The following is an 18,364-nucleotide window of genomic DNA, read 5'->3' on the forward strand; positions in this document are numbered from 1 at the left end:
CAAGGAAGCGTCATGCCCATGACCGAACATACAGTCACGTCCTACGAAGACGAGCTGAAGCTGATCGTCCGCCGGATCTCGGAAATGGGCGGGATGGCCGAGCGGATGGTCGAGCAGTCGGTCGCCGCGCTGATGCGCAGCGACTGGGGGCTGGCCCAGTCGGTGGTCGCCGACGACCTGCTGCTGGACGATGCCCAGCGGGCGCTCGACGAGCGGGCGATCATGACCATCGCCAAGCGCCAGCCGATGGCCGTCGACCTGCGCGAGATCGTCGGCGCCATCCGCATTTCCAACGACCTGGAGCGGATCGGCGACCTGGCCAAGAACATCGCCAAGCGGGTGATCGCGGTCCACGACCACGCCCATCCGGTGCAGCTGGTGCGCGGCATCGAGCATCTGTCGGAAATGGCGCTGGAGCAGCTCAAGGAAGTGCTCGACGCCTATGGCGAGCGGGACTACGAGCGCGCGCTCGCCATGCGCGAGAACGACGAGCAGATCGATGCGATGTACACATCGATCTTCCGCGAACTCCTGACCTACATGATGGAGGATCCGCGCAACATCACCTCCTGCACGCATCTCCTGTTCTCGGCCAAGAACATCGAGCGGATCGGCGATCACGCCACCAACATCGCCGAAACGGTCTATTATATCCAGACCGGCAAGCAGCTCGAAAACGAGCGGCCGAAGGGCGACAACACGGCGACGATGACCCAGCCGGTGCCGAACGACCCGCCGAGCCAGGCTGACGAGGGCTGACAGCGATGAGCGCACGGATCGTCGTCGTCGAGGACGAGGAAGCCCTCGGCATTCTCCTGCGGTACAATCTCGAGGCCGAGGGCTACGTCGTCGACGTCATCGACCGCGGCGACGAGGCCGACATCCGGCTGAAGGAGGAGGTGCCCGACCTCCTGATCCTCGACTGGATGCTGCCGGGCCTGTCGGGCGTCGAGCTGTGCCGGCGGCTGCGCCAGCGCGAGGAGACCGAACGCTTGCCGATCCTGATGCTGACGGCACGCGGCGAGGAGAGCGAGCGGGTGCGCGGCCTTTCGGTCGGCGCGGACGACTATGTCGTCAAGCCGTTCTCGACGCCGGAGCTGATCGCCCGGGTGCGGGCCATGCTGCGCCGCTCCAAGCCCGAGAAGATCTCCAGCCAACTCGTCGCCGGCGACATCGATCTCGACCGCGAGACCCATCGGGTTCGGCGCGCCGGACGCGAGCTCAAGCTCGGACCGACCGAGTTCAAGCTGATGGAATTCTTCATGCAGTCGCCGGGCCGGGTGTTCTCCCGCGAGCAGCTGCTCGACGGCGTCTGGGGCCGCGACATCTATGTCGACGAGCGCACGGTGGACGTGCATGTCGGCCGGCTGCGCAAGGCGATCAATCGCGGCCGTGAGCGCGACCCGATCCGCACCGTCCGTGGCGCCGGCTATGCGCTGGACGAGCAGTTCAGCGCCGCCAGGTCCCCGGCCGCGCCGGCCCGCACGCGGCTGAGCGCCGGCGCCTGACGGGTCTCCGCCCGGCGCCGGGCGGCTGCTTCACGAGCCTGAAACGCATACACCCCGCGCGGCCTGGCCACGCGGGGTGTTTGCGTTTGGTACGGTCTGTGGCGCCTAGCGGGCGCGGCGGCGATCCGAGAAGGGCTGGAAGGCCAGCTTGGCGTGATAGGCGCAATAGGGCGAGGCATCGCGGGCGTTGTTGCCGCAGAAATGGAAGTCCGGCTTCATCGGGTCGCCGACCGGCCATTTGCAGGTGGTCTCGGTCAGCTCGACGAGGCTGAGCTTGCGGGCGATCGGCACCACTTCGGCGCTCTCGCGCTCCTGCGGCTGATCCATCACCTCAAGCTCTTCCTCCGGCTCCATCTTCAGCGCGGTGGCGCCCATGGTGCGCGGCATGGAGCGGCTCGGGGCCTGCTGCTGCGAGGCGGCGACCAGACGGGCCGGCACCACCATCTCGACGGTCTCGACCTCGGCCGTGCGGCGCGGGGCAGGGCGCTCGACGGCGACCGGCTGCGCGACATTCGGCTGGCGGGCCCGCGATTCGAGTTTCAGGCGGTGCACCTTGCCGATCACGGCATTGCGGCTGACGCCGCCCAGGCGGTCGGCGATCTGGCTGGCGCTCAGGCCTTCGGTCCAGAGCTGCTTGAGCAGCTCCACGCGTTCGTCAGTCCAGCCCATGGCAAGCTCCTTTCGGCATAGTCGCGACGGCTGGAATCCCTCCACAAGCGCGACGGCTGACCGCGCCAGAACGCACAAGATATATTGAGGAACTAGGTCCGCCGCACGAAATCTAGTATCTTGACGGCAAGATAGCCCAGCCGCGGACTCGCTGACAAGGCTCGTCGGGGACGCAGGGGAATCGTTTGGGGCTTTTCCCCAGCCTTTGTTGCCGCCCGTGACGTTCGTCAAGCCTATGACGGACAAGCAGGGCGAAAATGCGGTTCGATTGACACCGCGTCGGCTCGCCATGGTATAGCGGAAGCTCCGAAGTCTCGGAAAACGCTGGAAAGCCTGCCCCATCGGCAGGCTTTGGCGTTTCAAGCATCCCGCCCCAGCGGTTCGCGCGCCGGACCGATCCCGCAACAACAACCGGATCCGACCCTCACGATCCAGCAAAGTCAAAGGCCATGGCTGACACGACGGACCATTCCTCGCCGCTCTTCGAGACCTATGCACGCGCGCCGCTCGCCTTCGAGCGCGGCAGCGGCGTCTGGCTGGAGACGCGCGACGGCCGACGTTTCATGGACTTTGGCGGCGGCATCGCGGTGAACTGCCTCGGCCATGCCCATCCGCATCTCGTCGAGACGATGAAGGCGCAGGCCGAGAAGCTGTGGCACGTCTCCAATCTCTACGAGATCCCGGACCAGACGCGGATGGCCGAACGGCTGACGGCGGCGACCTTCGCCGACCGCGCCTTCTTCGCCAATTCGGGCGCCGAGGCGGTGGAATGCGCGATCAAGACCGCGCGGCGCTATCACTACGTCAACGGCGCGCCGGAGCGCTATCGCATCCTGACCTTCGAGGGCGCCTTCCACGGGCGCACGCTGGCGACCATCGCGGCTGGCGGGCAGAAGAAATATCTCGAGGGCTACGGCCCGAAGGTCGAGGGCTTCGACCAGCTGCCCTTCGGCGACCATGACGCGCTGCGCGAGGCGGCGGCCCAGCCGGACGTCGCGGCGATCCTGATCGAGCCGATCCAGGGCGAGGGGGGCATTCGCAGCGTGCCGGCCATGTGCCTGACGGGCCTGCGCGAGATGTGCGACAATCTCGGCATCCTCCTGATCTATGACGAGGTGCAGACCGGCGTCGGGCGGACCGGCAAGTTCTTCGCCTACCAGCATTCGGGCGCCGCGCCGGACATCCTCGCCTCGGCCAAGGGCATCGGCGGCGGCTTCCCGCTCGGCGTCTGCCTGGCGACGGAGCGGGCGGCCAGCGGCATGACGCCGGGCTCGCACGGCACCACCTATGGCGGCAGTCCGCTGGCGATGGCTATCGGCAATGCGGTGCTCGACGTGGTGCTGGACGACGGCTTCCTCGACCATGTCCACGACATGTCGCTGCAGCTCAAGCAGTCGCTGGCCTCGCTCTCGGACCGCTATCCCGACGTGATCGAGGCGGTGCGCGGCGAGGGGCTGCTGATCGGGCTGAAGGCCAAGGTGCCGAACGGCGAACTCGTGGCGCAGATGCGCGAGGAAGGACTTCTGGCGGTGCCGGCGGGCGACAATGTCGTGCGCCTGCTGCCGCCGCTCAACGTCACCGCGGACGAGGTCCGGCAGGCGATGGATCGGATCGAGACGGCGGTGGCGGCCATGTCGGCCGGCAACCGGCGCAAGAGCGCGTGAGGCAGATGATGACGATGGCAAACGGCCCCAAGCACTTTCTCGACATCTCCGCCGTCCCGAGCCGCGACCTGCACGACATCATCGACGACGCCGCCAGGCGCAAGGCGCTCGGCCGCGACGGCCCGAAGCCTTTGGCCGGCAAGGTGCTGGCGATGATCTTCGACAAGCCGTCGACGCGCACGCGGGTGTCCTTCGACGTCGGCATGCGGCAGCTGGGCGGCGAGACGCTGTTCCTGTCGGGCACCGAGATGCAGCTCGGCCGCTCGGAGACCATCGCCGACACGGCGCGGGTGCTGTCGCGCTATGTCGACGCGATCATGATCCGCACCACCACCCATGACCGGCTGACGGAAATGGCGGAATACGCCACGGTGCCGGTGATCAACGGCCTGACCGACGACACCCATCCGTGCCAGATCATGACCGATCTTTTGACCTTCGAGGAAAAGCGCGGCCCGGTGCGCGGCAAGACCTTCGCCTGGACCGGCGACGGCAACAACGTGCTGTCGTCCTTCGTCGAGGCCTCGGCGCGCTTCGCCTTCAACCTGACCATCGCCACGCCGGCGGGGTCGGGGCCGGACATGCGCTTCGTCGAACGGGCTCGCAAAGACGGCGCCTCGATCCTAATTACGGAAGACCCGGTGGAAGCGGTGACCGGCGCCGACTGCGTCGTCACCGACACCTGGGTGTCCATGGGCCGCGAGGAACAGGCACGCGGCCACAATGTCTTCATGCCCTATCAGGTCAACGAACGCCTGATGGCGCATGCCAAGCCCGAGGCACTCTTCATGCATTGTCTCCCTGCCCATCGCGGCGAGGAAGTGACCGACGCCGTCATGGACGGCCCGCAATCGGTGGTCTTCGACGAGGCCGAGAACCGTCTGCACGCGCAAAAGTCCATCCTGGCCTGGTGCTTCGACGCACTCGGCACCGAGACATCCGCGGGGCAGAGCCGTGGCTGATCCGCAGAAGGCGCTCGGCGAGTTCAACTTCGCCGGCGACGATGCCGTCGTGCCGTTCGCGGTCGAGGGCCTCGACGCCCGTGGCCGGGCGGTGCAGCTCGGCCCCATGCTCGACCAGATCCTCGGCCGGCACGACTACCCCGAACCGGTGGCACGGCTTTTGGCGGAGATGGTCGTCCTGACGGTGCTGCTCGGCACGTCGCTGAAATTCGACGGCAAGTTCATTGCCCAGACCCAGACCGACGGTCCGGTGGACCTGCTGGTCGTCGACTTCACCACGCCGTCGAGCGTGCGCGGCTATGCCCGCTTCGACGCCGACAAGCTGGCGGCCGCCGTCAGCGTCGGCGCGACCTCGTCCGAGGCGCTGCTGGGCAACGGCATCATGGCGCTGACCGTCGACCAGGGCGAATACACCCAGCGCTACCAGGGCATCGTGGAACTGGCCGGCTCGTCCATGGAGGAGGTCGCCGAGGCGTATTTCCGCCAGTCCGAGCAGATCCCGACCGCGGTGAAGCTGGCGGTGGCGCGGATCGTCAAGCGCGGCGAGAACGGCTTCGTGGAAAGCTGGCGCGCCGGCGGCCTGGTGGCACAGTTCCTGCCGGAATCGCCGGAGCGCATGCGCATGCCGGACCTGCCGGGCGGCGACGCGCCGGAGGGCGTCGAGGACGAGCTGGGCGATTTCGAGCCGGACGATTCCTGGGTCGAGGTGCGGGCGCTGGTCGACACGGTCGAGGCGTCGGAGCTTGCCGATCCCGATGTCGGCGTCGAGCGGCTGCTCTTCCGCCTGTTCCACGAGCGGGGCGTGCGGGTGTTCCCGCCCAATCCGGTCGCCGACGACTGCTCGTGCAATCGCGAGCGGATCAAGGGCGTGTTGTCGAACTTCTCCGCCGAGGAGATCACCGAGAGCGTCGAGGACGGCGAGATCGCGGTGACCTGCGAGTTCTGCGGCGAGTCCTACAGCTTCGATCCGTCGGAATTCACGGACGCCGAAAGCGACAAGAGCCCCGACGGCGAGAGCTGATCCCACACTTTTCGCGCGCGACCGGTTCGGGCGCGGGGACGGGGCGCTGACGGCGGCCGGCGGGTTCGCGCGGCTAGTTCAGCACCCGCTGGCGGGCCGGCACGTCGAGCGAGAAGGCCGGGATCTCCACCTGGAACAGCGTGCCGTCCTCCTGCTCCATGCGGTAATGGCCGCGCATGAAGCCGGACGGCGTGCCCAGCGGGCAGCCGGAGGTGTAGGTGAAGCTGTCGCCGGGCGCGAGCCGCGGTTCCTCGCCGACGACGCCGGGGCCGCTGACTTCCTCGACGTGACCATTGGCGTCGGTGATGTGCCAATATCGTGATCGCAGCCGGGTCGTTTGCCGGCTGCCGTTCTCGATCTCGACCGTATATGCCCAGATCCAGCGTCCGTCGTCCGGCATCGACTGGTCTTCCAGATAGGTCGGTGTCACCGTGACCGTGATGCCGTGCGTCGTCGCCCTGTACATGGCCCCATACCCGAATGGCGTGTCGCGTCGCTTCCGTTATCGCGGCGCGGCCGGTTCGGGTCAACGGCGGGTCGCCGCATGGACGGAGAAAGCCTTGCTCGACGGTGTTCTGAAACGGCAGATCGACCCGCCGATCGACTGGCTGGCGGGCGGGCTGGCGCGGCTGAAGATCGGCGCCAACACCGTGACGGTCGCCGGCCTCGTGTTGGGACTGGCGGCCGCCGCCGCGATCGCCTTCGGCGCGCTGATCACCGGCCTCGTGCTGATCCTCTTGTCGCGGCTCGCCGACGGGCTGGACGGGGCGGTGGCGCGCCAGACACGGCCGACCGATTTCGGCGGCTATCTCGACATCGTCTTCGATTTTCTCTTCTACGGATCGATCCCGCTGGCCTTCGCGATCCTCGATCCGGGCGCCAACGCGCTGGCCGCGGCGATCCTCCTGATGAGCTTCTACGCCAATGGCGCGAGCTTCCTCGCCTATGCGGTGATGGCCGAAAAGCGCGGCATCCGGACCGTGCAGCGCGGCACCAAGTCGCTCTATTTCACCACCGGGCTGGCGGAGGCGTCGGAAACGCTGGCGGTCTTCGTGCTGTTCTGCCTGCTGCCGCAGCATTTCGCGGTGATCGCCTATATCTTCGCGGCGATGACGGCCTGGACCTTTGCCTGGCGCGTGCGGATGAGTTTTCAGGCGTTCGGATAAGGGCTGCCTGACTGCACCACCCGTGCGGCTTCAGTAGTGATAGCGACACGCCGCGATCTCGAGGCGCTGGTCGTCATCCTTGCCGGCGACACGGTAGACGAGGCGGTGATCGCCGGTGATGCGGCGTGACCACCATCCCTTCAGGTCGCCCTTGAGCGGCTCGGGCTTGCCGATCCCCTGAAATGGCGTCCGCTTCGCTTCCTTGATGAGATCGTTGATCCGGTCCCGGATCTTCGCGTCGCTCGTCTGGAAATGCAGATAGTCGCTCCAGGCCTGTTCGGCCCACAGGAGCTTCATCCTGCGTCTTCGGCGTCGATTGTCGGGTCGTTGTCGACACCGCGACCGGCATCGAGTTCGGCGACCGCCCCGAACAGCTTCTCGGCATTGTTGCGGCTGCTGAGAAGGTGGAGCGTCTCCTGCACGCCTTCCCATTCGCTTGCCGAGATCAGCACGGCGGATTCACTGCCCTGCCGCGTCACGAGCAAGGGTGCTCGCGAGCGGATGACCTCGTCGAAATGGCCGGCAAGATTGGCGCGGAACTGGGTGAAGCCAACGTCCACCATGACAAGTCTCCTGCCGTCACAAGTAGATCGGACGGATATGTACATAAATGCGTACACACCCGTCCGATGTCAATGATCGGCGCGGAGTCCGAGGCGTGATCCCGGAAGAGAGCTCAGACCGCCGCCAGGGCGCTTTCGATGTCCTCGAGCAGGTCGTCGACGTCTTCAAGGCCGATGGAGAGGCGAAGGAGGCCGTCGCTGATGCCGAGTTCGGTGCGCGCTTCCGGCGTCAGGTTCTTGTGGGTGGTGGTCGCCGGATGGGTGATCAGGCTCTTGGCGTCGCCGAGATTGTTGGAGATCAGGATGATCTCCAAGGCGTTGGAGAAGCGGAAGGCCGCTTCCTTGCCGCCGGCCACCTCGAAGGCGAGGAGGGTGGAGCCGCCGGTCATCTGGCGGGCGATGATCGCCGCGTCCGGATGGTCGGCGCGGCCCGGATAGATCACCTTGTTGACCTTGCCGTGCTCGGCCAGCGTGTCGGCGATGCGGGCCGCCGAGCGGGTCTGCTGGGCGACGCGCAGCGGCAGCGTCTCCAGGCCCTTGAGCAGCGTCCAGGCATTGAAGGGCGACAGCGACGGGCCGGTGTGGCGGAAGTAGTTGTGGAGGTTCTCGTCGATCCATGCGGCGGAGGACAGGATGATACCGCCGAGGCACCGGCCCTGGCCATCGATGTGCTTGGTGGCCGAATAGACGACGACGTCGGCGCCGAGCTCCAGCGGCCGCTGCAGCATCGGCGTGGCGAAGACGTTGTCGACGACAAGGGTGGCGCCGGCCGCATGGGCGATCTCGGCGACCGCGGTGATGTCGATCACCTCCAGCGTCGGATTGGTCGGCGTCTCCATGAAGAAGACCTTGGTCTCCGGCCGCACGGCGGCGCGCCAGGCGTCGAGATCGCGGCCGTCGACGAGGGTGCAGGCGACGCCGCAGCGCTCGAGCACCGTCTCGACCACGTAGCGGCAGGAGCCGAACAGGGCGCGGGCGGCCACGACATGGTCGCCGGCCTTGACCTGGCACTGCATGGCGGCGGCGACGGCGGCCATGCCGGAGGCGGTGGCGCGGGCATCCTCGGCGCCTTCCAGCGCCATCATCCGCTCTTCGAACATGCGGGTCGTGGGATTGCCGTAGCGCGAATAGATGAAGCCGGGCTCGTCGCCGCGGAAGCGGGCCTCGGCGGCCTCGGCGCTCGGATAGACGAAGCCCTGGGTGAGAAACAGCGCCTCGGAGGTCTCGCCGAAGCTTGAGCGCGTGGTGCCGCCATGGACCATGGCCGTGGCCGGGCGCAGTTTACGTGCCGTATCCGTCTTCTTCTGCATGGGTCGTCTCCGAACAACAAAAACCGGCTGTCGCGTCGCCGCAAAGCCGGTTCGTCGGGAGGCACGATCGCCATATCGTCAGAACGGCCCTTTAGCGACTTCTTTAACGTGGCTGCAAGCCGGCCGGCCAAATCACCACTTCTGCTTTGCAAATAGACCCGATCCGGCTAGGCGTCAATCCGGGAGCGCGACGCCGCGGGCGGCGCGGATGCAATGCAAGGCCATGACGGGACAGCCGATGTCGGACACATACGCGCAGGGCGGAATCCTGCCCGACCAGGAGATTGCGGGGCTGTTTGCCGCCGGTGCCATTGCCGCGCCGATCGAACGCGACGGCGACCAGATCCAGCCGGCGAGCCTCGATCTCCGCCTCGGGCCGAAGGCCTACCGGGTGCGCGCCTCGTTCCTGCCGGGGCAGGGGCAGTCGGTGGTCGACAAGCTCGACCGGTTCTCGCTGCACGAATTCAGCCTCGCCGACGGGGCGGTGCTGGAGACCGGCTGCGTCTACGTGGTGCCGCTCCTGGAAAGCTTCCGCCTGCCGGCCGACATCCGCGCGACGGCCAATCCGAAATCCTCCACCGGGCGGCTCGACATCTTCACGCGGGTGCTGGCCGACGGGGCGCAGGAATTCGACAAGCTGCCGGCCGGCTATGACGGCCCGCTCTATCTGGAAATCTCGCCGCGGACCTTCCCGATCCTGGTGCGGCAGGGCTCGCGCCTGTCGCAGATCCGCTTCCGCAGCGGCGAGCCGCTCTTGAACGAGGCGGAACTGGCGGCGCTGCACGGCGAACAGGTGCTGACGACGGCGGCCGAGGCCAACATCTCCGGCGGCGGCATCGCCCTGTCGATCGATCTCGTCGGCAACCGGGACGGGCTGGTCGGCTATCGCGGCAAGCGGCATACGGGCGTCGTCGACGTCGACCGGCGCGGCGCCTATGCGCTCACCGATTTCTGGGAGCCGGTGCTGCGCTCCAAGGCCGGCGAACTGGTGCTCGATCCGGACGAATTCTACATCCTGGTGTCCAAGGAGGCGGTGCATGTGCCGCCGGCCTTCGCCGCCGAGATGACGCCCTTCGACCCGCTGGTCGGCGAATTCCGCGTCCATTATGCCGGCTTCTTCGATCCCGGCTTCGGCCATTCGGCGGCCGGTGGCTCGGGCAGCCGGGCGGTGCTGGAGGTGCGCAGCCACGACGTGCCCTTTATCCTGGAGGACGGGCAGATCGTCGGCCGGCTGGTCTATGAGCGGATGCAGGCGCTGCCGGAGAAGCTCTATGGCAGCGATCTGAAGTCGAACTACCAGGCCCAGGGTCTGAAGCTGTCGAAGCATTTCGTCTGAGGGCTAGCGCGGTGACGACCCGCGCCGCCGCCCCTCAGGCGAGCGCCTCGCGGCGGTCGCGGCTGAGGCGCCAGATGGTGACGGCGTTGGTGGTCAGGACGAGGAGTTCGGCCAGCGCCGCCCCGACCGAGCCGACCAGCACGTTGCTGGCGACCCAGCAGAGCGCCGCGCCGGCCAGAAGCAGGCGCATGGGAATGCCGTCCAGCATGAACATGGCGATGGTGCCGAGCAGGCCCGCCGTCAGCGGAATGACGTCGAGCGGCCGCTCCCAGCTGATCCAGCTGACCAGCCCGGTCGCCGCGAGCATCGCCGCCATGACGGGCCAGCTTCCCTTGTAGCGGCGCGCCAGAAGGATGCGCAGGATGATCAGCGCGCTGATCGCGCCGGCGACCTTGGCGCCGAACAGGAAGAACTGCACCGCGAAGGCGACATTGGCGAAGACCAGCAGCAGCAGCAGACGGTCGTCGCGCTTGCTGGCGAATGCCATGATGCAGATGACCAGCGCGGCAAAGCCGGTCGCCTGACCGGCGATGAAGCGGAAATCCCAGAGCTCCAGTTGTGATCTCCCGATCATATGGGCGGCGGTCGAACGAAGCCGTCCGCCGGGTGTGAGAAGAAACTTCGGGCGGAGCCCTTGCAGCTATGGCTGGATGGGGCAGCGTCGCCTATATTGGTGTTCGACGGGCTGCGCGGTGCGCCAGGAGTAACATATTCTCGGGGCCTTAGTCATTCCTAGGGAGCTGTCCCTGCCTTGGCCCGTGGGCCTGGGGCACACGGCGCCCACCTACTCTGTAGGTTCCCGGGATCGACATCTCCATCGGCCGGGTGGCTCGTCACTTTCCACCCTTCTCCGGCCAGCCGAAACGGCAGACCACTTTTCTTCCGCCGCGAAATCGTTCACCTCTGCCCGGCAGGGGGGGAGAGCCGATGAGTGATGCGAAAGAAGCCAAGGCAAGCCTGCGCCAGGCGGCGCTGGCCCGGCGGGACGGGATGCCGGAAGACGCCCGGATCGAGGCGTCGCTCGCCGTCGCCGATCGCTGCGCCGAGCTCCTGCCGATCACGCCCGGAATGGTCGTCTCGGGCTTCCTGCCGATCCGCTCCGAAATCGATATCCGTCCCTTGATGATGCTGCTGGCCGACCGCGGCGCGCGCCTCTGCGTGCCGGCGATCGTCGACGGCCGTCTGCAGTTCCGCCATCTGGTGCGCGGAGCGCCGCTGGAGCCGCAGGGCTTCGGCACCTATGCGCCGGGCGCCGAGGCGGCGGTGCTCGACCCGGAACTGATGCTGGTGCCGCTGGCGGTCTTCGACCGGCAGGGCGGCCGGATCGGCTATGGCCGCGGCTATTACGACAGCGCCATCGCGGCGCTGACGGACAAGGGCGCGCCGCCGATCCTAGCCGGCGTCGCCTTTGCCGTGCAGGAGGCGGAGACGGTGCCGATGGAGCCCCACGACATCCGCCTGCCGATGATCGTCACCGAGCGCGAGACGATCCGCCCCGATATTGGCTGATCAGCGCCGGTTCTTCTCGCGGCCGAGGATCAGCGCCCAATAGGGCTCGCCATTGGCGCCGGTCGCCGCGGCAAAGCCGATCTCGGTGACATTGGCGTTGAGCAGATTGCGGCGATGGCCGGGCGAGCGCTTCCAGCCGGTGATGACGGCCGGCGTCGAACGGTAGTTCCAGCCGATATTCTCCGACACCGCAGCCCAGTCATAGCCGAAGGAGGCGACCCGGTTGGGCAGGGGGCCGTCCAGCGAATGGCTGAGATTGCCCCTGGCGGCCATGGCGCGGGCCTGCCGCTCGGCCGCCTTGCCGAGCACCGGGTCGAAGCGGACGGCGCCGAGGCCGTTCTCGGCGCGGAAGGCGTTGATCGTGGCGAGCGCGACATTGCGGTCGACGCTGATCTCGCGGGTCGAGCCGACATCGACGGAGCCGGGGGAGCCGACGCAGGCGGCCAGAAGCGCGATGGGCAGCAGCGCCAGGAGGCGCAGGACGGGGGCAAGGAGCGTGCGGCGGGCGAAGGTCATGGGGTCTGGTCTGTCCTGTCGGTTGCGGCGCGCGATCGGGGAAGCGCGGCAGGCGGTCGGCGGCCCTGCGCCCAAGGAGACGCAGATGCACGATGATGATGGCGGGGATTGCTCACCGAAATCTGAAAGTCGTCGGCCCCGCCGGCATGTCGGCGCGGCCAAAGACCGCGCCCGGCCGGCGGCAGCGGCGAGACACCGGCCTCATGCCCCGGCAATCTGGCGGTTTTTCGACCGCACGGCGGCGGCTGGCCGACGCGACGATGTTGCGCAGGGGCGGGCGACGGCGGCACTGTTGCCGGCGGGCGACCCCCGCATTGCGGGATGGCGTGGCCGAGTTGACGGGGCGGGCGGCATGGGCCAAGCGGATCGCTGCCGGTTTGTCGTCAGGGGTGGGCCGGCGCGGCGCGAGGCCGCGGACAGACAGCGACAGGCGAGCGCGATGCGATTTCTCTTTCTCGGCGACATGGTCGGCCGCTCCGGACGGACCGCCGTCTTCGACAGGCTGCCCGGCCTGATCTCCGACTGGAAGCTCGACTTCGTCGTCGTCAATGGCGAGAACTCGGCCGGCGGCTTCGGCATCACTGAGGAGATATTCGAGCGCACGCTGGAGGCGGGCGCTGACGCGGTGACCACCGGCAACCACGTCTGGGACCAGCGCGAGGCGCTGGCCTTCGCCGGGCGGCAGGACCGCTTCATCCGGCCGGCGAACTATCCGGCCGGCACGCCCGGCCACGGCTCGGGCCTGTTCGAGGCGAAGAACGGCGCCAGGGTGCTGGTCGCCAACATCATGGGCCGGGTGTTCATGCATCCCGATCTCGACGATCCCTTCGCCTGCGCCGACAATCTGGTCTCGGCCTGCCCGATGGGCGAACAGGCCGATGCCATCATCGTTGACTTCCACGCCGAGGCGACCAGCGAGAAGCAGTGCTTCGGGCATTTCCTCGACGGACGGGCGAGCGTGGTGGTGGGCACCCACACCCATGTGCCGACCGCCGACCACCAGATCCTCGTCGGCGGCACCGCCTACCAGTCCGATGCCGGCATGTGCGGCGACTACGATTCCTCGCTCGGCATGGAGAAGGAGGAGCCGCTGAACCGCTTCGTCACCAAGGTGCCGCGGGGCCGCTTCGACGCGGCGCAGGGGCCGGCGACCATCGCCGGGCTGGCGGTGGAGATCTCCGACCGCACGGGGCTGGCCGAAAAGGTCGCGCCGGTGCGCATCGGCCCGCGGCTTGCCGAGGCGGTGCCCGATTTCTGGTAGGGCGTTCGCCGCGAACGCGCGGCGCCGGCGTCAGACGCCGGCGAGGACGATGACCGTCGGCGTCTTCGGCAGGCTGCGCATGGAGATGGTGAGGCTGGGTTCGGTCCGCCGCTCCACGGCGAAGCCGGGCATGCGGTCGAGGAAGCGCTCGATCGGGCCGGCGAAGCGATGCATCGGCAGGACGATGGACGAGCGCAGGCGGTCGGCGATCTCGCCCATGCCCTCCTGGCTCATGGTCATGCCGCCATCCACCGGCACCATCAGGATGTCGAGCCGGCCGATGCGGGCGTAGTCCTCGTTGGTGAGCTGGTGATGCAGGTGGCCGAGATGGCCGATGCACAGGCCCGCCACCTCGAAGATGAAGATCGAATTGCCGTCCGCCTCCATGCCGCCGAAAGCGCGGATGTCGGTCGGCACGTTGCGCACATAGAGGTCGCCGACGGTCAGGGCATGCTCGGCCGGGCCGCCCTCCGGGTTCCAGCCCAGCAGGACATGCGGGATCGCCGGGTCGGGATAGGGCGTGTTGTGGGACGAATGCGCCTTGTTCATCGTGACGATGTCCGGCATCGCGCCGCCCGCATAGCCGGCATAGTCGGTGGCCGCCACGACCCCGCCGGGGCTCTCGATCAGATAGGTCGCGTGGGAGACATAGGTGATGGTCACCTCGTCCGACGTCGCGGCGAAGCGCCGGGAGGCCGGGCTGTCCATCGCGACATAGGTCGCCCCCGGCAGGCTCTCGGCCATGGCGATGCAGGTGCTCGGCACCATCTGGGCGGCGGCCGGGGCAGGCGCCATGGCGAGGCCGGCGAGAAGCGCGGCGAGGGCGACAAGGCGGTTCATGGGCAGGCTCCGGGTCGGCGGGACGGGCGGGTCAAGCGGGTCAAAGATCGACGCCGCCGGGTTCGGCAGGCGTGTCGGGCGCCTCGGGCACGATCATCGCGCGCTCCTTGAGGAAGGGATGGATCGCCACGGCCTCGCGAAGCTGGGTCTGGGCGAGACGGAAGCGGCCCTGGCGCATCAGGATGATGGCGCGGCCGGACATGGCGGCGAAGTGCCTCGGCTCCAGCGCGATGGCGCGGTCGACATCGGCCAGCGCGCCGTCGAAATCCTCCTGCAGGAAGCGCACGAAGCCGCGCTGGTTGAAAGCCTCGGCATAATCGGGGGCGGCCGCCACGGCGGCGTCGAGAAGGGCGCGGGCGCCGGCGAAATCGTAGCTGCCGCGCCGGTCCATGGCCTCTTCGACGAGGCGGCGGGTGGCGGCATCGGGCGCGGCTTTGATCCAGTGCCGCCAGATGGCGGTTTCGGCGGCGCGGCCCTCGGCCTCGGTGGCGGCGTTCTTGAGTGCGGCGAAGAGGCGGGTTTCGGTCGGGCGAAGCGCGCGCTCGGGTTCAGACGGCGACGAGGCGCGATCATTGCCCGGCGCGGCGGTGTCGGCCAGGGCCGGGACGGCCGCGGCGAGGACGAGGGCTGCCCAGAGGGCATAGCGGAACAGCGCAGCGCGATATCGCATGGTCGCGTTCTCCCCTGACCGTCGGCGCGGCAGCAGCAGGGGCGATCGGGCGCCGACGCTTCGAGGCTACCCCGCCGGCGCCAGAAGCGAAATCAACATGGCGTCATCACGCGGCGGCCGCCGGCCGGCAACGCGCAGGAGGGGACGCGCGAGCGGGCTGCAAGGCGTCTATGCGCCGTCGGCGGGTCGGACCATCTCCTGCCAGCGTGCGATCAGCGCAGCAAAATTGTCGGCCGGTGCTCCCGGATAATCGAGTTCGTCGGGGCCGATGGCGACGAAGGGCTGGCGCGAGGCGGTCCAGATGTGGCCGGCGGGGACCAGCCAGCTGGTGTCGTCGAGGGTGCCTGCCTTGATGTTGACCCGGCCGGGATTGCCTTGCGAGCGGTGCTGGATGCGCACGCCGCAATCGGGGCAGAAATCGCCGAGCCGCACCGCGCCGCTGTCGGCCATGCGCCGGGTGGTCGCCATCTCGCCGGTGATGACGAGGCTGGCGGGATCGACGCGCAGGCTCTCGCCATAGGCGCTGGAGGTCTGCCGCTGGCACTCGGTGCAATGGCACAGATAAAAGACCTGCGGCGCCGCACGGATCTCGTAGCGCACCCTGCCGCACTGGCAGCCCCCGGTCAGCGGCAGGGCCGGGAGGGTGGTCCGGCGGGCCGTGGAAGCTTCGGGGGCGTCGGACATGGGAAACCTCGTTCTGGACGTTTGCCGCCCGATTTTTTATATGTCGCGCAATTCTTCCGCATTGATAGACAGGTTCGCCATGGCCGGCCATTCACAGTTCAAGAACATCATGCATCGCAAGGGCCGCCAGGACGCGGTCCGATCGAAGATGTTTTCCAAGCTCGCCCGCGAGATCGTGGTGGCGGCCAAGTCGGGCCTGCCGGACCCCTCGATGAACGCGCGGCTGCGACTGGCGATCAACAACGCCAAGGCGCAGTCGATGCCGAAGGACAACATCGACCGGGCCATCAAGAAGGCCTCGGGCGGCGATTCGGAGAACTATGACGAGGTCCGCTACGAGGGCTACGGCCCAGGCGGCGTCGCCATCATCGTCGAGGCGCTGACCGACAACCGCAACCGCACCGCCTCCAACGTGCGCTCCTGCTTCACCAAGGCCGGCGGCTCGATGGGCGAGACCGGTTCGGTGTCCTTCATGTTCGATCATGTCGGCGAGATCGTCTATCCGCTGTCGGCCGGTGACGCCGACACGGTGATGGAAGCGGCGATCCTGGCCGGCGCCGACGACGTGATCTCCGACGAGAACGGCCACACCATCGTCACCGCCTTCGAGGATATCGGCGACGTGTCGACGGCGCTGGAGGAATCGCTGGGTGAGGCCGAGAGCGTGCGCCCGACCTGGCGGCCGCAGACCGGCACGCCGGTGGACGAGGACAAGGCCGAGAGCGTGATGCGGCTGATCGGCAATCTCGACGACGACGACGACGTGCAGAACGTCTATGCCAATTTCGAGGTTGACGACGAGGTGATGGCGAAGCTGTCGGCCGCCTGAGCCGGGCGGACGCCCCTTCCATGACAGGTGGCGGGCTGCGGCGACGCGGCTCGCCCGGTCGCCGCTCCGTAACGCCGCTTCGGTGGCCGTCCGGGGGGCGAATGACGCTGCCCGACCGGCCGCTCTTCCCTCACGACTGCGTGTTCTCGGGCGCCGTCTGGCCGCAAACCCCGGCCCGCCGGGCTTGGCGGCGTTAACCATTTGTTAACGATTAACGAGACGTCTCCTTAGGGAAAGTCCTACATCGACGTGGGAAACAGGAACCACGTCATGCAGATTTCAGCCTATCTCGGGGCCCTTCGCCGTCGCTCGGACCCCTATGTCGACGATACCAGCCTGGAATTCCAGTTCCGCGCCAGACGCTTCGTGCGCATCCGCAACCTGATCGACGCCGTTCTGGCAAAGCAGGAACGCTGCGAGATCGTCGATCTCGGGGGCACGGAAAAATACTGGGCGGTCGCCGGCGACTATCTCGACCGGCAGCGCGGGCGGGTCTTCGTCACGCTGGTCAATACCGAGCCCCAGGTGGTGGCGCGGCCCGACCAGTTCCGTGCCGTGCGCGAAAGCGCCAGCGACCTGACGCTCTTCGACGACCAGGGCTTCGATCTCGCCCATTCCAACTCGGTGATCGAGCATGTCGGCTCGCGGGCCAACATGCGGGACTTCGCCCTCAATATGCGCCGGCTGGCGCCGCGCTATTACTGCCAGACGCCGAATTACTGGTTTCCGTACGAGCCGCATTTCCGAACCGCCGGCTTCCAGTATCTGCCCAAGGCGGTGCGCATCGCCATGCTGCAGCGCTTCGCGCTCGGCTTCTTCGACCGCATCGACGATGTCGAGGACGCACGCAACGTGGTGCGCGACCACGATCTGATCGGCCGGCGGCAGATGGCGGCGTTCTTCCCGGATGGCGATATCTCCTACGAGACCGTCCTCGGCTTGCGCAAATCGGTGATCGCGACCCGGGACGCGGGCGCACGGGACGCCTAGCTCCCGGTTCGCCGTCCGCTATCCGGTGGTGAAGTAGAGCGCACGGGCTGAGCGAGTTTCAAAAGCAACCGGCACCCGTATGGATGGGCTGCGTCAGACTGTGTCGCGCGTTCTGGAACAATGGCGAACCCTCTCCGTTGGTTTGATGAATTCCAACGCCAGAGAGGAGGCTCATATGAAGTATATTGCAGCCACTGCGACCGCCATCATCTTCGCCGCGACGCCCGCTATCGCGCAGGACACTGCTGCCACACCGGCCACGACGCCGATGGCCTCGGAAGATACTGCAGCGACCGACTGGGCGCAGCTGATCCGGACCCGCGACATCGTGGGTGGCGCCGTCTACACGACCAACGAAGCCTATAACGAGGGCTCCTGGGGCGACCGGGACGACTACGCCTGGGGCCGTTCGGGCTATGAAGCGGTCGGCAGCGACTGGAACCAGATCGGCGAGATCGAGGACGTGGTCCTTGATCGGTCGGGCAACCTTGCCGGCGTCGTCGCCGAAGTGGGCGGCTTCCTCGACATCGCCGACAAGCACGTCATGCTGCGGGTTGGCGACGTGGATCTCGTACCGGTCGACGACCAGTCCTACGCGTTCATCACGCGGTTCTCCGAGGAAGAGCTCGAAGGCCGTCCGGGCGTCGACGAAGCCTGGTGGAACTGAGGCGCCTCGTCTGACCGGTGACGCTTGAGCCGGAGCTGATCCGGTGCAATTCGAAGGCCCGTCGCGGGAAACCGCGGCGGGCCTCGTTCTTGGGCGCCCAGTTTCGCGGGGAATCGCTGCCTCGCGCCATGAGCCTGTGCGGTCTCCCTGTGGTCAAGCCTGTTTCGTTTTTGGTTTGTTCACTTTTCGTCTTCTCAAT

The 18,364-nt window shown here is 67.6% G+C and carries 22 protein-coding genes, 1 other RNA gene and 1 riboswitch; of the genes, 13 read left to right on the top strand and 10 right to left on the bottom strand.

The features are described from left to right. The first annotated feature begins 12 nt into the window (after nt 1–12). Complete coding sequence (gene phoU / locus N7I30_RS10280; RefSeq protein WP_188077650.1) at nt 13–759, top strand: phosphate signaling complex protein PhoU; 747 nt, start codon at nt 13–15, stop codon at nt 757–759. A gap of 5 nt (nt 760–764) precedes the next feature. After that, the gene (gene phoB / locus N7I30_RS10285; RefSeq protein WP_024348874.1) at nt 765–1,508 is read left to right on the top strand and encodes a phosphate regulon transcriptional regulator PhoB; all 744 of its coding nucleotides are present in this window, start codon (nt 765–767) and stop codon (nt 1,506–1,508) included. A 105-nt stretch (nt 1,509–1,613) separates the two neighbouring features. Here phoB and N7I30_RS10290 read toward each other — a convergent pair whose 3' ends face one another. After that, complete coding sequence (locus N7I30_RS10290; protein ID WP_024348873.1) at nt 1,614–2,177, bottom strand: GcrA family cell cycle regulator; 564 nt, start codon at nt 2,175–2,177, stop codon at nt 1,614–1,616. 449 nt (nt 2,178–2,626) lie between these two features. On the opposite strand from N7I30_RS10290, the gene N7I30_RS10295 reads away from it, so the two are divergent. The 3 genes from N7I30_RS10295 to N7I30_RS10305 are packed head-to-tail and all read left to right on the top strand — an operon-like array spanning nt 2,627 to nt 5,824. After that, entirely contained in the window at nt 2,627–3,841 is a 1,215-nt protein-coding gene (locus tag N7I30_RS10295) for an aspartate aminotransferase family protein (protein ID WP_498638618.1), read from the top strand. Between the two features lie 8 nt (nt 3,842–3,849). Further along, nucleotides 3,850–4,803, top strand: a complete 954-nt coding sequence (gene argF, locus N7I30_RS10300; RefSeq protein WP_491389963.1) for an ornithine carbamoyltransferase — start codon at nt 3,850–3,852, stop codon at nt 4,801–4,803. Beyond that, a complete protein-coding gene (locus tag N7I30_RS10305) occupies nt 4,796–5,824 on the top strand; it encodes an Hsp33 family molecular chaperone (RefSeq protein ID WP_230785650.1) in 1,029 nt (342 codons plus the stop codon). The genes argF and N7I30_RS10305 overlap by 8 nt, the downstream gene beginning before the upstream one ends. A 73-nt stretch (nt 5,825–5,897) precedes the next feature. Here the strand turns inward: N7I30_RS10305 and apaG are convergent, their stop codons facing one another. Further along, nucleotides 5,898–6,290 (bottom strand): Co2+/Mg2+ efflux facilitator ApaG/CorD, encoded by a 393-nt coding sequence (apaG, locus tag N7I30_RS10310; RefSeq protein WP_498638620.1) that lies wholly within the window; start codon nt 6,288–6,290, stop codon nt 5,898–5,900. Between the two features lie 94 nt (nt 6,291–6,384). On the opposite strand from apaG, the gene N7I30_RS10315 reads away from it, so the two are divergent. After that, nucleotides 6,385–6,990 (top strand): CDP-alcohol phosphatidyltransferase family protein, encoded by a 606-nt coding sequence (locus N7I30_RS10315; protein ID WP_498638623.1) that lies wholly within the window; start codon nt 6,385–6,387, stop codon nt 6,988–6,990. Between the two features lie 30 nt (nt 6,991–7,020). Here the strand turns inward: N7I30_RS10315 and N7I30_RS10320 are convergent, their stop codons facing one another. The 3 genes from N7I30_RS10320 to N7I30_RS10330 form a co-directional block, all read right to left on the bottom strand. Further along, a complete protein-coding gene (locus N7I30_RS10320) occupies nt 7,021–7,287 on the bottom strand; it encodes a Txe/YoeB family addiction module toxin (RefSeq protein WP_277025139.1) in 267 nt (88 codons plus the stop codon). Beyond that, on the bottom strand, nt 7,284–7,553 hold the full coding sequence (locus N7I30_RS10325; RefSeq protein ID WP_230785654.1) for a type II toxin-antitoxin system Phd/YefM family antitoxin: 270 nt from the start codon (nt 7,551–7,553) through the stop codon (nt 7,284–7,286). The genes N7I30_RS10320 and N7I30_RS10325 overlap by 4 nt, the downstream gene beginning before the upstream one ends. A 113-nt stretch (nt 7,554–7,666) precedes the next feature. Further along, the gene (locus N7I30_RS10330) at nt 7,667–8,863 is read right to left on the bottom strand and encodes an O-succinylhomoserine sulfhydrylase (RefSeq protein WP_498638627.1); all 1,197 of its coding nucleotides are present in this window, start codon (nt 8,861–8,863) and stop codon (nt 7,667–7,669) included. A gap of 71 nt (nt 8,864–8,934) precedes the next feature. After that, a riboswitch (SAM riboswitch) is annotated at nt 8,935–9,012 on the bottom strand. A gap of 89 nt (nt 9,013–9,101) precedes the next feature. Between N7I30_RS10330 and N7I30_RS10335 the strand changes: the two genes are divergently transcribed. Continuing rightward, nucleotides 9,102–10,199 carry a 2'-deoxycytidine 5'-triphosphate deaminase gene (locus N7I30_RS10335; protein ID WP_370194793.1) on the top strand — a complete coding sequence of 366 codons (1,098 nt, stop codon included), beginning with the start codon at nt 9,102–9,104 and terminating at the stop codon, nt 10,197–10,199. Nucleotides 10,200–10,233: 34 nt separating this feature from the next. On the opposite strand, the gene N7I30_RS10340 is transcribed toward N7I30_RS10335, so the two are convergent. Then, nucleotides 10,234–10,773: a YgjV family protein gene (locus N7I30_RS10340; protein WP_498638629.1), complete on the bottom strand. Its 540-nt coding sequence runs from the start codon at nt 10,771–10,773 to the stop codon at nt 10,234–10,236. A 105-nt stretch (nt 10,774–10,878) separates the two neighbouring features. Here N7I30_RS10340 and ssrS point away from each other — a divergent pair. Then, nucleotides 10,879–11,035, top strand: a non-coding RNA gene (ssrS, locus tag N7I30_RS10345) — 6S RNA. Nucleotides 11,036–11,126: 91 nt separating this feature from the next. Then, entirely contained in the window at nt 11,127–11,708 is a 582-nt protein-coding gene (locus N7I30_RS10350; protein WP_498638631.1) for a 5-formyltetrahydrofolate cyclo-ligase, read from the top strand. On the opposite strand, the gene N7I30_RS10355 is transcribed toward N7I30_RS10350, so the two are convergent. Continuing rightward, complete coding sequence (locus N7I30_RS10355; protein ID WP_498638633.1) at nt 11,709–12,224, bottom strand: CAP domain-containing protein; 516 nt, start codon at nt 12,222–12,224, stop codon at nt 11,709–11,711. A gap of 439 nt (nt 12,225–12,663) precedes the next feature. Between N7I30_RS10355 and N7I30_RS10360 the strand changes: the two genes are divergently transcribed. After that, complete coding sequence (locus tag N7I30_RS10360; protein ID WP_498638635.1) at nt 12,664–13,485, top strand: TIGR00282 family metallophosphoesterase; 822 nt, start codon at nt 12,664–12,666, stop codon at nt 13,483–13,485. A gap of 30 nt (nt 13,486–13,515) precedes the next feature. Here the strand turns inward: N7I30_RS10360 and N7I30_RS10365 are convergent, their stop codons facing one another. The 3 genes from N7I30_RS10365 to N7I30_RS10375 form a co-directional block, all read right to left on the bottom strand. Beyond that, nucleotides 13,516–14,325, bottom strand: coding sequence for an MBL fold metallo-hydrolase (locus N7I30_RS10365; RefSeq protein WP_498638637.1), 810 nt, complete (start codon nt 14,323–14,325; stop codon nt 13,516–13,518). A 40-nt stretch (nt 14,326–14,365) separates the two neighbouring features. After that, nucleotides 14,366–14,995 carry a tetratricopeptide repeat protein gene (locus N7I30_RS10370; protein ID WP_498638639.1) on the bottom strand — a complete coding sequence of 210 codons (630 nt, stop codon included), beginning with the start codon at nt 14,993–14,995 and terminating at the stop codon, nt 14,366–14,368. Nucleotides 14,996–15,163: 168 nt separating this feature from the next. Beyond that, nucleotides 15,164–15,679 carry a GFA family protein gene (locus N7I30_RS10375; RefSeq protein WP_498638641.1) on the bottom strand — a complete coding sequence of 172 codons (516 nt, stop codon included), beginning with the start codon at nt 15,677–15,679 and terminating at the stop codon, nt 15,164–15,166. 79 nt (nt 15,680–15,758) lie between these two features. Between N7I30_RS10375 and N7I30_RS10380 the strand changes: the two genes are divergently transcribed. The 3 genes from N7I30_RS10380 (at nt 15,759) to N7I30_RS10390 (ending at nt 18,165) form a co-directional block, all read left to right on the top strand. Next, entirely contained in the window at nt 15,759–16,508 is a 750-nt protein-coding gene (locus N7I30_RS10380; RefSeq protein ID WP_009208737.1) for a YebC/PmpR family DNA-binding transcriptional regulator, read from the top strand. Between the two features lie 270 nt (nt 16,509–16,778). Then, nucleotides 16,779–17,498 (top strand): SAM-dependent methyltransferase, encoded by a 720-nt coding sequence (locus N7I30_RS10385; protein ID WP_498638642.1) that lies wholly within the window; start codon nt 16,779–16,781, stop codon nt 17,496–17,498. Between the two features lie 175 nt (nt 17,499–17,673). Beyond that, nucleotides 17,674–18,165 carry a PRC-barrel domain-containing protein gene (locus N7I30_RS10390; RefSeq protein WP_498638644.1) on the top strand — a complete coding sequence of 164 codons (492 nt, stop codon included), beginning with the start codon at nt 17,674–17,676 and terminating at the stop codon, nt 18,163–18,165. Nucleotides 18,166–18,364: the final 199 nt, after the last annotated feature.

It is taken from the genome of Aurantimonas litoralis (assembly GCF_026153195.1).
GTDB classification, from domain to species: domain Bacteria; phylum Pseudomonadota; class Alphaproteobacteria; order Rhizobiales; family Rhizobiaceae; genus Aurantimonas; species Aurantimonas coralicida.

Excerpts from the sequence above, each read along its gene's own strand:
- phoU (WP_188077650.1), top strand. The coding sequence starts at position 13 with ATGCCCATGACCGAACATACAGTCACGTCCTACGAAGACGAGCTGAAG.
- phoB (WP_024348874.1), top strand. The coding sequence starts at position 765 with ATGAGCGCACGGATCGTCGTCGTCGAGGACGAGGAAGCCCTCGGCATT.
- N7I30_RS10290 (WP_024348873.1), bottom strand. The coding sequence starts at position 2,177 with ATGGGCTGGACTGACGAACGCGTGGAGCTGCTCAAGCAGCTCTGGACC.
- N7I30_RS10295 (WP_498638618.1), top strand. The coding sequence starts at position 2,627 with ATGGCTGACACGACGGACCATTCCTCGCCGCTCTTCGAGACCTATGCA.
- argF (WP_491389963.1), top strand. The coding sequence starts at position 3,850 with ATGACGATGGCAAACGGCCCCAAGCACTTTCTCGACATCTCCGCCGTC.
- apaG (WP_498638620.1), bottom strand. The coding sequence starts at position 6,290 with ATGTACAGGGCGACGACGCACGGCATCACGGTCACGGTGACACCGACC.
- N7I30_RS10320 (WP_277025139.1), bottom strand. The coding sequence starts at position 7,287 with ATGAAGCTCCTGTGGGCCGAACAGGCCTGGAGCGACTATCTGCATTTC.
- N7I30_RS10325 (WP_230785654.1), bottom strand. The coding sequence starts at position 7,553 with ATGGTGGACGTTGGCTTCACCCAGTTCCGCGCCAATCTTGCCGGCCAT.
- N7I30_RS10330 (WP_498638627.1), bottom strand. The coding sequence starts at position 8,863 with ATGCAGAAGAAGACGGATACGGCACGTAAACTGCGCCCGGCCACGGCC.
- N7I30_RS10335 (WP_370194793.1), top strand. The coding sequence starts at position 9,102 with ATGTCGGACACATACGCGCAGGGCGGAATCCTGCCCGACCAGGAGATT.
- N7I30_RS10340 (WP_498638629.1), bottom strand. The coding sequence starts at position 10,773 with ATGATCGGGAGATCACAACTGGAGCTCTGGGATTTCCGCTTCATCGCC.
- N7I30_RS10350 (WP_498638631.1), top strand. The coding sequence starts at position 11,127 with ATGAGTGATGCGAAAGAAGCCAAGGCAAGCCTGCGCCAGGCGGCGCTG.
- N7I30_RS10355 (WP_498638633.1), bottom strand. The coding sequence starts at position 12,224 with ATGACCTTCGCCCGCCGCACGCTCCTTGCCCCCGTCCTGCGCCTCCTG.
- N7I30_RS10360 (WP_498638635.1), top strand. The coding sequence starts at position 12,664 with ATGCGATTTCTCTTTCTCGGCGACATGGTCGGCCGCTCCGGACGGACC.
- N7I30_RS10365 (WP_498638637.1), bottom strand. The coding sequence starts at position 14,325 with ATGAACCGCCTTGTCGCCCTCGCCGCGCTTCTCGCCGGCCTCGCCATG.
- N7I30_RS10370 (WP_498638639.1), bottom strand. The coding sequence starts at position 14,995 with ATGCGATATCGCGCTGCGCTGTTCCGCTATGCCCTCTGGGCAGCCCTC.
- N7I30_RS10375 (WP_498638641.1), bottom strand. The coding sequence starts at position 15,679 with ATGTCCGACGCCCCCGAAGCTTCCACGGCCCGCCGGACCACCCTCCCG.
- N7I30_RS10380 (WP_009208737.1), top strand. The coding sequence starts at position 15,759 with ATGGCCGGCCATTCACAGTTCAAGAACATCATGCATCGCAAGGGCCGC.
- N7I30_RS10385 (WP_498638642.1), top strand. The coding sequence starts at position 16,779 with ATGCAGATTTCAGCCTATCTCGGGGCCCTTCGCCGTCGCTCGGACCCC.
- N7I30_RS10390 (WP_498638644.1), top strand. The coding sequence starts at position 17,674 with ATGAAGTATATTGCAGCCACTGCGACCGCCATCATCTTCGCCGCGACG.